The organism is Streptomyces sp. NPDC097619, assembly GCF_040302735.1.
In the GTDB taxonomy this organism is placed as follows: Bacteria; Actinomycetota; Actinomycetes; order Streptomycetales; family Streptomycetaceae; genus Streptomyces.
The window spans coordinates 1-11,137 of the sequence record NZ_JBEOSD010000049.1; the positions used below are offsets into that span (position 1 = coordinate 1).

12 protein-coding genes are annotated in these 11,137 nt (G+C 72.2%); 9 read left to right on the forward strand and 3 right to left on the reverse strand.

Going from position 1 to position 11,137, the window contains the following annotated elements:
* Positions 1-105 precede the first annotated feature (105 nt).
* The 8 genes from ABTZ17_RS16025 to ABTZ17_RS16060 all read left to right on the forward strand — a co-directional run bounded on the left by ABTZ17_RS16025 (position 106) and on the right by ABTZ17_RS16060 (position 7,092).
* Positions 106-753 carry an HAD family hydrolase gene (locus ABTZ17_RS16025; protein WP_352196224.1) on the forward strand — a complete coding sequence of 216 codons (648 nt, stop codon included), beginning with the start codon at positions 106-108 and terminating at the stop codon, positions 751-753.
* Positions 754-870: 117 nt separating this feature from the next.
* A complete protein-coding gene (locus ABTZ17_RS16030; protein WP_352196225.1) occupies positions 871-2,169 on the forward strand; it encodes an MFS transporter in 1,299 nt (432 codons plus the stop codon).
* Positions 2,120-3,289, forward strand: a complete 1,170-nt coding sequence (locus ABTZ17_RS16035) for an acetoin utilization protein AcuC (RefSeq protein ID WP_352196226.1) — start codon at positions 2,120-2,122, stop codon at positions 3,287-3,289. The genes ABTZ17_RS16030 and ABTZ17_RS16035 overlap by 50 nt, the downstream gene beginning before the upstream one ends.
* Positions 3,290-3,403: 114 nt before the next feature.
* Positions 3,404-4,219, forward strand: coding sequence for a phosphatase (locus ABTZ17_RS16040; RefSeq protein WP_352196227.1), 816 nt, complete (start codon positions 3,404-3,406; stop codon positions 4,217-4,219).
* 140 nt (positions 4,220-4,359) lie between these two features.
* Complete coding sequence (locus ABTZ17_RS16045) at positions 4,360-4,569, forward strand: helix-turn-helix domain-containing protein (protein ID WP_158708561.1); 210 nt, start codon at positions 4,360-4,362, stop codon at positions 4,567-4,569.
* Positions 4,570-4,723: 154 nt separating this feature from the next.
* The gene (locus tag ABTZ17_RS16050) at positions 4,724-4,822 is read left to right on the forward strand and encodes a 30S ribosomal protein bS22 (protein ID WP_003948845.1); all 99 of its coding nucleotides are present in this window, start codon (positions 4,724-4,726) and stop codon (positions 4,820-4,822) included.
* A gap of 120 nt (positions 4,823-4,942) precedes the next feature.
* On the forward strand, positions 4,943-6,031 hold the full coding sequence (locus ABTZ17_RS16055; protein ID WP_352196228.1) for an NAD-dependent epimerase/dehydratase family protein: 1,089 nt from the start codon (positions 4,943-4,945) through the stop codon (positions 6,029-6,031).
* Complete coding sequence (locus ABTZ17_RS16060; RefSeq protein ID WP_352196229.1) at positions 6,031-7,092, forward strand: lysophospholipid acyltransferase family protein; 1,062 nt, start codon at positions 6,031-6,033, stop codon at positions 7,090-7,092. The genes ABTZ17_RS16055 and ABTZ17_RS16060 overlap by 1 nt, the downstream gene beginning before the upstream one ends.
* A gap of 30 nt (positions 7,093-7,122) precedes the next feature.
* On the opposite strand, the gene ABTZ17_RS16065 is transcribed toward ABTZ17_RS16060, so the two are convergent.
* The 3 genes from ABTZ17_RS16065 to ABTZ17_RS16075 form a co-directional block, all read right to left on the reverse strand.
* Positions 7,123-8,361, reverse strand: a complete 1,239-nt coding sequence (locus ABTZ17_RS16065; protein ID WP_352196230.1) for a DUF5667 domain-containing protein — start codon at positions 8,359-8,361, stop codon at positions 7,123-7,125.
* A 220-nt stretch (positions 8,362-8,581) separates the two neighbouring features.
* Positions 8,582-9,406, reverse strand: a complete 825-nt coding sequence (locus ABTZ17_RS16070) for an ECF subfamily RNA polymerase sigma factor, BldN family (RefSeq protein ID WP_352196231.1) — start codon at positions 9,404-9,406, stop codon at positions 8,582-8,584.
* A gap of 334 nt (positions 9,407-9,740) precedes the next feature.
* Positions 9,741-10,709 (reverse strand): HAD family hydrolase, encoded by a 969-nt coding sequence (locus ABTZ17_RS16075; protein WP_352196232.1) that lies wholly within the window; start codon positions 10,707-10,709, stop codon positions 9,741-9,743.
* Between the two features lie 107 nt (positions 10,710-10,816).
* Between ABTZ17_RS16075 and ABTZ17_RS16080 the strand changes: the two genes are divergently transcribed.
* Positions 10,817-11,095 carry a glutaredoxin family protein gene (locus ABTZ17_RS16080; protein ID WP_352196233.1) on the forward strand — a complete coding sequence of 93 codons (279 nt, stop codon included), beginning with the start codon at positions 10,817-10,819 and terminating at the stop codon, positions 11,093-11,095.
* Positions 11,096-11,137: the final 42 nt, after the last annotated feature.

Here is an 11,137-nt window from a genome sequence, read left to right on the forward strand (position 1 = left end):
TACTGCAGGGGGGACCCTGTGGGAGAGTAGGACGCCGCCGAACAATCATTGTGGGGGAGCCCCGCACCTTATGGTGCGGGGCTTTTCTGCGTTTAGGGTCGGGGCATGACCTATGACCTCGTCATCTTCGACAACGACGGTGTGCTCGTGGACAGCGAGCCCGTTGCGAACACCATCCTCGCGGCCTACCTCACCGAACTGGGCCACCCCACCAGCTACGAGGACTCCCTGCGGGACTACATGGGGGCCGCCGTCCACCGCGTCCACGACCTCATCGGCGAACGCACCGGACAACGACTGCCGGCGGACTTCGACGCCACCCTGCACGCCCGCACCGCCGCCGCCTTCGCGCGGGAGCTGCGGCCCGTGGAAGGCGTGGTCGAGGTCCTCGAAGAACTCCGCGCCCGCGGCGTCCCCTACTGCCTGGCCTCCTCCGGCAGCCACGCGCGGATCCGCGTCGGACACCGCAGTGCCGGACTCACCCCCTGGTTCCCGGAGGCCCTCATCCACAGCGCCGAGGACGTCGGCAAGGGCAAGCCCGCCCCCGACCTGTTCCTGTACGCGGCAGAGCGGATGGGCGTGGAGCCCGCCCGCTGCCTCGTCGTCGAGGACAGCGCCCTCGGGGTGCGGGCCGCCGTCGCCGCCGGCATGGACGTCGTCGGCTACACCGGCATGACCCCGCCGGCCGAACTGGCCGGTGCCACCCACCTCTTCGGGCACATGAAGGAACTGCCCGCGCTGATCCGAGGCTGACCCGCACCCGGCTCCGGCCCGCCCCCGGGCCCACCCGGGACCGGCGGCCGAACCCGCCGGATCCGGCCACGTCCGGGACCTACCCACCGGTAGTGGCGGGGCCTACGCTGTGCGGCCATGACAGACGTGCGCCTGCGGCGCGGCCGGGCAGCCCTGGCGTTCAGCTTCTTCGTGCAAGGGGTCACCTTCGCCCTGCTCGTCACCAGGATCCCGGCCATCCAGGACCGGTACGGGATATCCGACGGGCTGCTGCCCGTCTTCCTGGCGGCCGTGCCCGTCCTCGCCGGGGTGGCGAGCGTCGCCACCGAGAGGCTCGTCCGCAGGACCCCGCCCAGCGTCGTCCTGCGCTGGTCCCAGCCGGTCGTCCTGCTGTCCCTCCTGGCCGTCGGCGCGGGCGGGCGGCTCTGGCAGGCCGCGGCGGCCCTGGCCGCCTTCGGCCTGGCCGTGGGCGCCCTCGACGCCTCCATGAACATGCTCGGCGTCAGCCTCCAACGGCAGTACGGGCGCAGCATCATGCTGGGCTTCCACGCCGCCTACAGCCTCGGCGGGATCGCGGGAGCCTCCGCGGCCTGGGCGGGGGCGCACTGGAAGCTGCCGCTGTTCACCGGGTACCTGCCCGCCGTGGCCCTGCTGCTGCCGCTGGCCCTCCTGGCCAGTCGGCGCTACGCGGACGCCCCCGGCACGGTCCCCGCCCCCGGGGGGAAGGCCGGAGACCCCGAGGGGGTCGGAGGGGCCGGGAGGGCGCCGGAGGCCGCCGCGCGGCCGTCCGGGGGTCCCGCGGTCCCCGGGCCGGGCTCCGCCGGGTTCTTCCGGCCGCTGCTGCCGCTCTGCCTGGTGATGGCCTGCGCGTACATCGGGGACTCCACCGTGGCCAACTGGAGCGCCAAGTACCTCCAGGACGTGCTGGGCAGCTCCGAGCAGCTCGCCACCGTCCCCTACACCGTGTACATGGTCACCACGCTGCTCGGTCGGGCCGTCGGCGACCGCGGGGTGCGGCGCTTCGGGGCGGTCGCCGTCGTGCGGGCCGGCACCCTGCTCGCGGCCGCCGGGTTCGGGGTGGTGGCCGCCGCCCGGGGGCCGTGGTCCGGGATGCTCGGCTTCACGCTGCTGGGCTTCGGGCTGTGCGTGATCGTGCCGCAGACCTTCGCGGCCGCGGGCCGGCTCTTCCCCGGGCACTCGGACGCCGCCGTGGCCCGGCTCAACATCTTCAACTACGTCGGCTTCCTGATCGGTTCCCCGCTCGTCGGCGCCCTCGGCGACGCCTTCGACTACCGGCTCGCGATGCTCGTCCCCATGGCGCTCGTACTTGGGACTCTCGTCCATGCCCCCTCGTTCGCCGCGGAAGGCGACCGCTACCGTGGCGGGCATGAGCGGGCGCGGACTGTTGATGTGGGACGAGGCGGTCACGGGGTATGACTTCGGACCGAGCCATCCGATGGACCCGGTGCGACTGGCACTGACCATGGGGCTGGTGCGGGCCTTCGGCCTGGACCGGGAGATCGAGGTGCGCGCCGCGCCGCCGGCCGGGGACTCCACCCTGCGGCTCGTCCACCGCGAGGACTACGTGGCCGCCGTCCGGGCCGTCTCCGCCGACCCGGATTCCGCCGACGGCTCCTACGGACTCGGTACCCCCGACGACCCGGCGTTCGCCGGGATGCACGAGGCCTCCGCGCTGATCGCCGGGCAGTCCGTGGCCGCCGCCGAAGCCGTCTGGCGGGGCGAGGCCCGGCACGCGGTGAACTTCGCGGGCGGACTGCACCACGCGATGCCCGGCGGCGCCGCCGGGTTCTGCGTGTACAACGACGCCTCCCTCGCCATCGCCCGTCTCCTCGAACTCGGCGCCGAACGCGTGGCGTACGTGGACGTGGACGTCCACCACGGGGACGGGGTGCAGGCCGCCTTCTGGGACGACCCCCGCGTCCTCACCGTTTCCCTGCACGAACACCCCCGCACCCTCTTCCCGCAGACCGGCTGGCCCGAGGAGACCGGCGGGCCGGGGGCCGAGGGCACCGCCGTCAACGTGGCCCTGCCGGCCGGCACGGGCGACGAGGGCTGGCTGCGGGCCTTCCACGCCACCGTGCCCGAACTCCTCGCCGAGTTCCGGCCGCAGGTGCTGGTGACCCAGCACGGGGCCGACACCCACATCGAGGACCCGCTGGCCCACCTCGCCGTGACCGTGGACGCCCAGAGGCTCGTCCAGGAGGCCTGCCACGAGCTGGCCCACGAGCACGCCGACGGGCGCTGGCTGGCCCTCGGCGGGGGCGGGTACGCCGTCGTGGACGTGGTGCCGCGCTCCTGGACCCACCTGGTGGGGATCGCCGCCCACCGGCCGGTGGACCCGGCCGCGGAGACCCCGGACAGCTGGCGGCACGAGGTGTACGCCCGGACCCGGCAGCCCGCCCCCGCCCGTATGACGGACGGCCGGACCCCCGCCTGGCGGGACTGGGAGGCCGGGTACGACCCCGCCGACCGCACCGACCAGGCCGTCCTCGCCACCCGCCGCTCGGTGTTCCCGCTCCTCGGCCTGTTGGCCTGAGGCCCGCCCGGACCGGGGCGCCGGCCGTCCGCCGAACGCGCCGGTATTAGCCCGACGGTGGGGAGTGCGGGCGGATGCCGGGCCGTACCGGCGGGGATGCGTCAGCATCGGAGGGTGTTGAGCACCGGCGCCCTCCGCGCCCATCTGCTGGCCGCCCGGTTGGCCGGTCCCGTGGCCACCACCCGGGAGGAAAGCCTGCGCAGCTACCGGCTGTTCGCCGCCCGCGACCCGCGGGTGCTCCTCGGGCTCGACCCCGACCGGCCGTGGACGGAACGGGACCTGCTGCTGCTGATGGCCGACAAGTGCGGGGTGCCCCCCGAGCCGGACCGGGTCACCGGCCCCGACCTCATCGACCCCGGGCGGACCCTGGACCGGCTCGACGCCTTCGCCGCCCGGTTACGGGACGTGGTCGCCCGGCGGGCGCCCGTTCTGATCGGCACCGGCCACCCGCACCGGCTGCTCGGCTTTTACGCCGGGTTGGCAGACGCGTTGTCGGCGGCGGGATGTGAAGTGCTCACCCCCGCGCAGGGTGTCGCACTCGACGTGACGGCCCGGTTCGGCGTACGCCGGTACACCCTCGATTACGTACGGGGCGTCGCACTGGTGCGAGAACCCGGCGCCCGGCCTCCAGGAGGCGCCACCGGCGCACACTCCCATTCCCCGCTCCCGGTTCGGCTCGCGCTGGACGCCCTCGCGGCGGCCGGAGGGCCCCTGCCGGAGCTGGTCATCGGGGACCACGGCTGGGTCTGCGGTGCAGGTCAGCTGGGCTTTGAGGCCATCGGGCTGGCAGATGCGGATGATCCCGCCCTGTTCGTGGGAGAGGCCGAGGGGCGGGTGTCGGTGGCCGTTCCGCTTGATGATGCCGTGCGCGCCGATCACTACCTGCCCCTGGTGCGCTTTGTCCTCAATAGGGCATGTATGCCGGGGTAATTCCTGTGGAATTCGATGTCCGCTGCTCCTCTTCCCCACTCGTACCACCCGCCCCTACTCTGGGGAGTGAGCGTGCGACGACGGGGAGTAACCGGAGGGGAAGCCGGTTGCCCGTCATGCGCGGAAGGTCAAGGTGTGACATGGCTGCTGGCGAGAGGCCTCTCAGTGAGGTCGTGTTCCTGACCGTGGCGGAGGTCGCCTCGGTGATGCGAGTGTCGAAGATGACCGTGTACCGACTGGTGCACAACGGTCATCTGCCCGCGATCCGGGTGGGCCGGTCCTTCCGGGTGCCCGAGAACGCGGTCCACGAGTACCTCCGAGAGTCCTATGTGGGGGTGGAGTCGGCCTGACCGTGACCCCCCGGGGCACCCCCGGTGGCACTCGGATTACAAGCACGGCTCCGCGGCGGGTAGGCTAGGCCGACGTAGGTCGTGTGGGCCCAGACAGCCCCGCACCGAGATGTCCCCGCCAACGCGGGGGTTGACCAAGTGAGCGAGGGTAGTCGTGGGCTCTGTTATCAAGAAGCGGCGTAAGCGGATGGCCAAGAAGAAGCACCGCAAGCTGCTGAAGCGCACCCGCGTCCAGCGTCGTAACAAGAAGTAAACGGCAGCTGTACGTGTTCTCCGCAGCCCCTCCGCCATTCTGTGGTGGGGGGGCTGCGGTGTATCCAGGACCGTGTGCGGGGTACCGCGGACGGCCGGCAGTGAAGGGGAGGCGCTGATCGTGGGGAAGGTCGTGCTGGTGACCGGGGCCGCCCGGCCGCTCGGCAGCCGCTTCGTGCGGAAGGTCGTGCAGGATCCGGGGGTGGACCGGGTCATCGCCGTGGACCTCGTGGAACCGCCCCGTCCGCTGGAGGGGGCCACCTTCCTCCGCGCGGACATCCGACAGCCGTCCATCGGCCGGATCCTCGCCGAGCACGCCGTGGACACGGTGGTGCACCTGGCCGTCACGGCCACCCCGGTCTCCGGCGGCGGACGGACCTCCGTGAAGGAGGCCAACGTCATCGGGACCATGCAGCTGCTCGGAGCCTGCCAGAAGTCCCCGACCGTCCGCCGGTTCGTGGTGAAGTCCTCCACCCACGTGTACGGGGCCGCGGCCCGGGACCCCGCCGTGTACACCGAATCCACCCAGCCCAAGACCCTGCCCTCCGGCGGCTTCGCCAAGGACGTGGCCGAGGTCGAGGGGTACGTGCGCGGGTTCGCGCGGCGCCGCCCGGACGTGGCGGTCTGCGTGCTGCGCTTCGCGAACATCCTCGGACCGCGCGCCGACTCCCCGCTGGCGGCGTACTTCTCGCTCCCGGTGCTGCCCACCGTGCTGGGCTACGACCCGCGCCTGCAGTTCGTCCACGAGGACGACGTGGTCGACGTGGTGGCCCTGGCCGCCGCGGAACCCCGGCGCGGCACCCTCAACAGCGGCACCTTCAACATCGCGGGGGACGGGGTCCTCACCCTCTCGCAGTGCTCGCGGCGGCTGGGACGGCCCACGGCCCCGCTGCTGCTGCCCGCCCTCACCTGGGTCGGGGCGGCCCTGCGGACCGTCCGGGCCCTGGACTTCTCCCCGGAGCAGATCCGGCTCCTCACGCACGGGCGGGTCGTGCAGACCACCCAGATGCGGGAGGTGCTGGGCTTCACCCCCCGCTACACCACCGCCGGGACCTTCGCGGACTTCGCCGCGAGCCGCGGCACCGGGCTGCTGCCGCCCGCCGCGCTGGCGCGGACCGTGGACCGGTTCGCGGAACTGCTGGACACCGATGCCCCGGCGGCCGGGTCCGCCGCCGGCACCCGCCGGGCCGACGAGGGAGCGCACAGATAATGGCCGACGCCAAGGTCATCCCGTTCGACGAGGACCGGGACCGCAGCCGCGGCGCGGCCGCCCCCCGGGTGCCCCGGCGGCGCACCGGCACCGGCCGGCGGCCCGCGGCGGAGACCCCGCCCGTGGCGGCCGTCCCGGACGGGCCCGCTCCCGAGGAGACCTCCCCGGAGTCGGCGGGGTCCGCGGAGCCGGGCGGAACGCCCGCCGCCGGTCCGGCCGGGGCCTCCTGGGACCGCCGGCTCGCGGGCGGCCTGGCCTTCCTGCGGCGCCGGGTCACCGGCGAGTACCCGGTGGACGAGTTCGGGTACGACGAGGAACTGACCGACCAGGTCCTGATGACCCTGATGCGGCCCCTGTACGAGAAGTACTTCCGGGTCGAGGTGAAGGGGATCGAGAACATCCCGACCGAGGGCGGGGCGCTGATCGTGGCGAACCACTCGGGGACCCTGCCCCTGGACGGGCTGATGCTTCAGGTCGCCGTGCACGACGAGCACCCGGCGCAGCGGCACCTGCGCCTGCTGGCGGCGGACCTGGTGTTCATGCTGCCGGTGGTGAACGAGCTGGCGCGGAAGGCCGGGCACACCCTGGCCTGCGCGGAGGACGCGCAGCGGCTCCTGGAGGCGGGGGAGCTGGTGGGCGTGATGCCGGAGGGCTTCAAGGGGATAGGGAAGCCGTTCGGGGACCGGTACCGGCTGCAGCGCTTCGGTCGGGGCGGGTTCGTCTCCACGGCCCTGCGGGCGGGGACGCCGATCGTGCCGTGCTCCATCGTGGGCGCGGAGGAGATCTATCCGATGGTCGGGAACGCGAAGACCCTGGCGAGGCTGTTGGGGCTGCCGTACTTCCCGGTGACGCCGACCTTCCCGTGGCTGGGTCCGCTGGGCATGCTGCCGCTGCCGACGAAGTGGACGATCCAGTTCGGGGAGCCGATCGTGACGGACACCTATCCGCCGGAGGCGGCGGAGGATCCGATGCTGATGTTCAACCTGACCGATCAGGTGCGGGAGCAGATCCAGCACACCCTGTACAAGCTGCTGGTACAGCGGCGGTCGGTCTTCTTCTGAAGTCCGACCGCCGCCGCCGCACCAGCGGGGTCAGCCCACGTCCTCCGACTTGAGCCCCAGTCCGGGCAGGATGCCCGGGAGGAGCGGGGGGAGCGTGATCTCGGGTGCCGCCGGCTCCGGGCTGGGAGAGGCGGGGTTGCTCGGTCCGGGCTTCGGCGGGTCGAGGATGTCGCCGAGACCGCCGTCCTCCTCGCCGTCGTCCTCGCCCTGGTCCGGGGCGCCGTTGTCCGGAGGCGTGCTCGGTTCCGGACGTCCGGGGGCCGGTTGGCCGCCGGGGGCGGGGGTGGCGCTGGGCTTCGGGGCCCGGTCGTCCCCGCCGGTACCGCCCGGGTGGGCGTCGGAGGGGCTGCCGGAGCCGGACCCGTTGCGGCTCTGTTGGGGAGCCTTCGGGAACAGCGACTCCAGCGGGGCCACTTCTTCGTCTATGGCGTCGAAGACCGAGTTCACCTGGTCGCCCACGTCGGTGAGCTGGGCGGGCAGTCGCTCGCGCAGCTTGCCCCAGGCGTCCCGGTGGGAGCGGGAGAAGGAGGACAGGGTCTGGATCGGCCCGAGCGAGCCGTCCCTCTCGTAGGCCGTGTGGAGGAGCCGGTGGCCCTCCTCGGCATCGTGTTTCACGCTGGACAGCGCGCGCCTGATCTCGCCCAGGGATTCGTGGTCGAGGGCCCCGGCCCGGTCCCGTTCCATGAGGCGACGGGCCTCGTGGAGCCGGGTGGAGGCCTGGTCGAGGTACAGCTCCCCGCGGTCGCCCTCGTCGTCGGCCATGGTGAGCCGGATGTCCTCCATGCCCCGTTTCACGGGGTAGAGGGAGTCACCCGGCAGGGCGTCCGTGCTGGCAGCGGCCACTCCGCTGAAGGCCCCGGCCGCCACACCCACGGTGAGGCCGCCCGCTGCGATGCCCTTGGACCAGCGGGAGCGGGGCCGCAGTTTCCGGAGCGAGGTCGCCCGGTGGGCGCCGCGGCCGGTCCGCTGTTCGGGCAATTGAGGGTCCGCCGGGGCACCGCCCAACGATCCCTCCATCACCATGGCCTCCATGGCGGCCACGAGCTGTGCTCGCTGCACCACTTTGACCTCGGGGTCCAGCATCGGGCGCGGCAGCTCGCCGAGTCCGTTCGCCAGGGCCAACAGCCGGTCGTGCTCGCCCGGTTCGGCAGCTCCGGCCGGGGCCTCGGGCTGTTCGGCCGCCGTCTCCGCAGGGTCGGACGGGGTCCGATCCTCCAGGGCCTGGGCGAAGGCGTTCGCCCGCCGGTGCGTCGGAACGTTCGCGATCACTGGCGGCACCTCCTCTCGTCATGACGATCGACTCCGCTATGTGCCCGGAAGGTTGCCTTCCAAGAGCGCATGCACTCTTTCGAGTGAGTTGCTGCGGGCATGGCGTGTCCACAGGGAGTCTGCAATCCGCACAACGAGCGGCGCGGCAGTTGGGTTACGGACGAAGGATGATCGGACCACAGCGTCATGGGTTGGGGTATCGCTACTTGTCGGTCGTGGGTCAGCGGGCGTCGTCCGGGAGCAGCCGGGCCAGGGTGCGTACGGCCCGGTACTGGAGGGTCTTGATGGCGCCCTCGTTCTTGCCCATCACCCGGGCGGTCTCGGCCACCGAGAGGCCCTGCAGGAAGCGCAGGGTCACGCATTCCTGCTGTTGGGGATTGAGCTTGCGGACTGCCTCCAGCAGGGCGGCGTTGGAGAGGGACTCCAGGACGGAGTCCTCGGGACTCCGTTCGACCTCGTTGGCGTCGAGCATCTCGCCCGTGGTCACCTCCAGCCGGAACCGGCTGGATTTGAAGTGGTCGGCGACCAGGTTGCGGGCGATGGTGACGAGCCAGGCGCCGAAGTCACGGCCCTGCCAGGTGAAGGTGGAGATGCGTCGGAGGGCGCGCAGGAAGGTCTCACTGGTGAGGTCCTCCGCGGTGGCCTTTCCGCCGACGCGGTAATAGATGTAGCGGTAGACCGTGTCGCTGTACTGGTCGTACAGCCGACCGAAGGCCTCGGCCTCGCCGGCCTGGGCCCGCTCGACGAGGTCCATCATGCGGGCGCTGTCGCTGTCCGCGGTGGGGCGGCGGGCGGTGGACGTGGCTGCGGTCCCTCCGGACTCGGTCCGGTGGGACCCGGAACCTCCGCCGCGGCCGCGTCTGCCCACCGTCGCGCCCCCGTCGGTCAGGGCGTAGCAAGGACCGGCAGGACCGAGGCCGGCAGGGACCGCGGCGGCGAAGGCGGGGACGGCGTACGCGGTGGGGACGAAACCGCGCAGGTGGTCGATGACCACCGCGCGGAGCGTAGCCAGGCCCGAGGCGTCAACCCCGACAGGTGGGTACACGGGACTCCCAGAGGCAGAGCTTCCATCACGTGCAGTGCGGGACCGTTGCCTCGTCCGCCGGTTCGGTGCCGGGGAGGAGGGGTGCCCGTATGCGTTTGAGGAGAATAACGCTTCGTACAGGCAGCGCTACACCCAGTTGCTCAAATCATCGCTTCCGACACTTCTGTTGCGTGTCGAGGGCATATTCAGTCGCTGTTCGTGATCGCTTGCTGATCACTTCTGCGTGCGGAATGGCTGGTTCCGATGTGGGAACTGGCCGAGTGGAGGCATGCCGAGTGGCCCGCCCGGAGGGCGGGTAGAGCTCGGAGAATGTGCGGCGGGAGCCGGGCCGCGGTTACTTGCGGCGGCGGTGCAGGGCCACTGCGGCGGCCGTACCGCCTGCCAGGGCGCCCACCCCGGCGGCCGCGGGGATGCCGACCTTCGCGGCCTTGCGGCCGGTGCGGTAGTCGCGCAGCCGCCAGTCGTGGGCCCGGGCGTGCTTGCGCAGTTTCGTGTCGGGATTGATCGCGTACGGATGTCCGACCAGTGACAGCATCGGGATGTCGTTGTGCGAATCGCTGTAGGCCGCGCAGCGGTCGAGGTCCAGGCCCTCGGCGGCGGCCAGGGCGCGGACCGCCTCCGCCTTCGCGGGGCCGTGCAGCGGCTCGCCGACCAGTCGCCCGGTGTACACCCCGTCCACGGATTCGGCGACGGTGCCCAGAGCGCCGGTCAGGCCGAGCCGGCGGGCGATGATCGTGGCGGTCTCCACCGGGGCGGCGGTCACCAGCCAGACCTTCTGTCCGGCGTCGAGGTGGGCCTGGGCCAGGGCGCGGGTGCCGGGCCAGATCCGCTCGGCCATGTACTCGTCGTAGATCTCCTCGCCGATGTCCATCAGTTCGGAGACCCGGTGGCCCTTGACGATGGACAGGGCGCTGTCGCGCGCGTCCTGCATGTGCTCCGGGTCCTCGACCCCGGCCAGGCGGAACCACGCCTGTTGCCAGGCGAAGCGGGCCAGTTCGCGGCGGCGGAAGAACTCGCGCTTGTACAGGCCCCGGCCGAAGTGGAAGATCGCGGCGCCCTGCATGACGGTGTTGTCGAGGTCGAAGAAGGCGGCGGCGAGGTCGTCCCCGGCCACCGGGAACTCCGGTTCGACGGGGGCTTCGGGCGCGTCGGCGGCGGGTGCGTGCTCCGCTTCGGCGGGGCCGGGTGGGGTGTCCGTCCCGGCCGTCGTCTTGCGGGCGGCTTCGGCCGAAGCCTCGCCTGCCAGCACGCTCCGGGCGGTCGCCGGGCGCTTACCGGGTGTGAGCCATCGCAGAGCGGCCATGGGGCGAGCATAGTCAACCTGTTCGGAAGGTTCCGAACCGCGCGGATGCCGGGGCGTGAACTCTGCGGGGCGGCGGTGTTACGCGCCCGGCGCGGGAGAATGGGGGCATGAGCCCCCTGCTGCGTCGCAAGGAAAAGCGGAACCCCGCCGAGCGGGTCGTCACCTTGATCGGGAAGCCGGGCTGTCACCTCTGTGACGAAGCCCGGGAAGTCGTCGGGAAGGTGTGCGCGGAGACCGGTTCCGCATGGGAGGAGAAGGACATCTCCCGGGACGAGGAGTTGTATGCCCGGTATTGGGAGCAGATCCCGGTGGTGCTCGTGGACGGGGAGCAGCACACCTTCTGGAGGGTGAACCCGGAGCGGCTCCGTCGGGCATTGGTCGGCTGACCGGCCGCCCGGTTACCATCGTGGGCGTTTTGAGCGGTATCG

Coding starts and splice junctions, on each gene's coding strand:
- ABTZ17_RS16025 (WP_352196224.1), top strand. CDS start 106: ATGACCTATGACCTCGTCATCTTCGACAACGACGGTGTGCTCGTGGAC.
- ABTZ17_RS16030 (WP_352196225.1), top strand. CDS start 871: ATGACAGACGTGCGCCTGCGGCGCGGCCGGGCAGCCCTGGCGTTCAGC.
- ABTZ17_RS16035 (WP_352196226.1), top strand. CDS start 2,120: ATGAGCGGGCGCGGACTGTTGATGTGGGACGAGGCGGTCACGGGGTAT.
- ABTZ17_RS16045 (WP_158708561.1), top strand. CDS start 4,360: ATGGCTGCTGGCGAGAGGCCTCTCAGTGAGGTCGTGTTCCTGACCGTG.
- ABTZ17_RS16060 (WP_352196229.1), top strand. CDS start 6,031: ATGGCCGACGCCAAGGTCATCCCGTTCGACGAGGACCGGGACCGCAGC.
- ABTZ17_RS16075 (WP_352196232.1), bottom strand. CDS start 10,709: ATGGCCGCTCTGCGATGGCTCACACCCGGTAAGCGCCCGGCGACCGCC.
- ABTZ17_RS16080 (WP_352196233.1), top strand. CDS start 10,817: ATGAGCCCCCTGCTGCGTCGCAAGGAAAAGCGGAACCCCGCCGAGCGG.